Genomic DNA, 3,428 nt, shown 5'->3' with positions numbered 1-3,428 from the left:
CCAATCATCACCACACCAAGCAACTATGTAGTTTGTGATGAGAACAATGATGGTGAGAGTTGTTTATTTGATTTAACGACAAAGAATTCACAAATATCGACACAATCGGGTATTCAGATTAGTTATCATTTAACACCAACTGATGCACAAACAGGCTCTAATCCGATAAGTACAACAACGCCATATTGTAATATTACCAATCCACAAACGATTCATGTGCGTGTTTTTGATCCATTAGCACCGGCATGTTCTTCGTTTACAAGTTTCCAATTAATTGTTACTCCAAAACCAGTTGCTGGTTCGGTTAACAATTATAATTTATGTGATAGTAATCCGAGTTTAACAATTACTGAGGCAGTATTTAATCTAACAGGAGTTGTAACTCCACAAGTATTAGGAACTTTACCATCGGCGAGTCATACGGTTACGTATTACACCTCACTTGCAGATGCTCAAGTGCCAACCAATGCTATTTCGGCAGTTGCAGCCCAAGGGTATACATCGTCATCTACTACATTATGGATACGACTTCAAAACAACACAACAGGATGTTTTGATATTACTACGGTTAATTTAGTAGTAAACCCACTGCCAATAATTTCAGCCTTCTATCCACAATATGAGTTGTGTGAGACAGTAGCACCATTAGGAGTTGAGACTTTCAATTTAAACTCACAATTAACGGCTATTTTACTTGGTCAAACCGGTATGCAAGTAACCTTCTATCCTTCATTGAGCCAAGCCCAAGCAGGTACAGGAGCTATTGTTAACACAGGCGCTTATGCCAATGCAATTCCTTATGCACAAACATTAGGAATTCGTATTACAAATACTGCTACAAATTGTTACTCAATATCTACAATGGATTTGGTGGTGAATCCAAAACCACAACCTATTGCACCAACAACACCTTATACGGTTTGTGATGATGATACAGATGGTATTTCACAATTTGATTTAAATACGTTAACTTCAGGAATACTTTTGGGAGCACCAGGAGTGTATGATATCAGTTACCATTTAACTCAAATAGATGCTAGTACACCTGCAAATCCAATTAGTTTAACGTCTCTATTTACCAACAATCAAGCTTTTGTTCAGTTCTTATATGTAAGAGCAGAAGATCCAAATACAGGATGTTTTACAGTGATTCAAATAGAGCTTAATGTTGATCCAGCACCAGTGATGCCAACGACATTGCCTATCATTGCAAATTGTGATGCAGATAGTAACACCCAAGATGGATGTACTACGTTTAATTTAACGACACAAACACCAATTGTTTTAGCAGCACAGGCCTTAGCACCGTCTAATTATACGGTGACCTATTATACTACTCAAGCAAATGCATCGAGTACACCAAATGGTACTTTACCAATTTTTAATACCACTAATTATACGGCTTGTGGTACTACTACTATTTGGGTAAGAGTACAAAACAACAATACAGGATGTTTCCAAGTAGGTTCGTTCCAATTACAAGTAAATACACCAATTGTACTTACTACACCAACACTATTGAGTGTTTGTGATAACGATAGCACACCAAACAACAATCAAACTACCTTTGATATGCTTGGCTTTATCTCGCCATCGGTACCTTCAGGTCATACCATTGCGTTTTATTTAAATGCAACTCATACGCAATTAATTTCAAATCCGTCGGCATTTATAAATACAACTCCAGGTTCACAAACTGTGTTTATTGTAGTTACCAATAACACTACAGGATGTAAGAGTTATAGAACCCTTACAGTTCAAGTATTACCAGTTCCTACACCAAATACCAACATGACTGGTTTAGAACTTGAAGCTTGTGATAGTAATGGTCCAAACGATGGAAGCGAGATATTTGATTTAACTACTAACGCTACTTACATTGCTAATGGTGATCCAAATGTAACATTACATTATTATCCGAGTTATACTGATGCTATTGCAATACCACCAACTAATGAAATAACAAATCCAACTGCAGCTAGTGTAAGTGGTAATGTATGGATTAGAGTAGAGAGTAGTGTCTTTACAGGAACCAATGGACAAAATTGTTATGTTCTTGTAGAGCAACCAGTAATAGTCAATCCAGTTCCAATTATTGTTTCGGGGTTAAGTTTTCAAGAATGTGATGACGATACCGATGGATTTACTTTGTTTAATTTAAATTCATATGCTTCAGCACTTCTAGCTGGAAATCCATTACCATTATCGGGTTACACCTTGAATTTCTATTTTGATTCAGCAGCAAACAATGCAATTTCATCAAATTATACCAATACAAGTAATCCACAAACGATTTATGTAAGAGCTACTAATATCGCTACAGGATGTCCAGGACCAGTTGAGGCATTAACTATTTTTGTTAATCCAAAACCAGAGCTTAATGCACCATCACCTTATTCTACATGTGATGCTAGTGGTGTTAATGATGGATATTCAACTTATGATTTGACATTATTAATCCCAGCTATTTTAGGAGCTACACAAACTACAGCAGATTATGATGTGTTTTTCTACGATACAGAGTACAACCCAGAGGCAACTCCTGCTTTAACACCAGCTCCTATTACCGATTTAGTAAACTATCAAGCTTACACACATACGCTTTGGATTAGTGTTAAAAATAAAGTAACAGGTTGTGAGGAAATAGGATCGTTTAATATTTATGTTGAACAACCACCAACACCGGTTATCACAGCGCCTACAGATGTGATTTGTGTGGATTATAATACCCAACAAGTAGTTAGATCATTAGTTTTAAGAGCAGAAAATACAACAGCATACTTACCTGGAACCACACCATTAACTTACACTTACCAATGGTATGACCAGGCAGGTGTTGCAATACCTGGAGCTACCAGCCAGACTTATGAAGTAGTTGATCCTCTTCCAGATACGATAAGTAGTGATTTTACGGTAGTTATGACAAGTACATCTGTGCAAGGATGTAGTGATGAATCGCCATCATTTACTGTATTACAATCAGGGCAAGCTGTGGCTGTTGGTGTAGGCTATGAAGTAAGCAACGCTTTTTCTGATATGCAAACCATTACAGTAACTGTAACAGGATATGGAAGTTACTTATACAGCCTTGATGGAGGTCCGAGACAAACCAGCAATGTGTTTGAAAATGTACCACTTGGAGTTCACACCATAACCGTATGGGATGACAAAGGTGGTGTAGCAAGCAGCTGTGATCCATTCCAATTAACAGGTGTACAAATCATCGATTATCCTCACTATTTTACACCAAATGGTGACGGAATTAACGATACTTGGAATATTGTTGGTTTGGATAAAGAAATAAACGCAAAAATTTATATATTTGACCGCCAAGGAAAATTGATCAAACAAATCAGTCCAGCAAGCAAAGGATGGGATGGAACCTACAACGGAAACCTAATGCCATCAACGGATTACTGGTTTACAGT

At 37.2% G+C, this 3,428-nt stretch carries 1 protein-coding gene; it reads left to right on the top strand.

From position 1 onward, the window contains the following. Positions 1-3,428: T9SS type B sorting domain-containing protein (locus tag ABD766_RS14895; RefSeq protein WP_344817428.1), on the top strand; the 3,428-nt coding region annotated here is incomplete at both ends.

The organism is Flavobacterium cheonanense (assembly GCF_039539185.1).
In the GTDB taxonomy this organism is placed as follows: Bacteria; Bacteroidota; Bacteroidia; order Flavobacteriales; family Flavobacteriaceae; genus Flavobacterium; species Flavobacterium cheonanense.
Note: the sequence above shows the minus strand (reverse complement) of the source record. Positions and strands in the feature narration are given on the sequence as shown.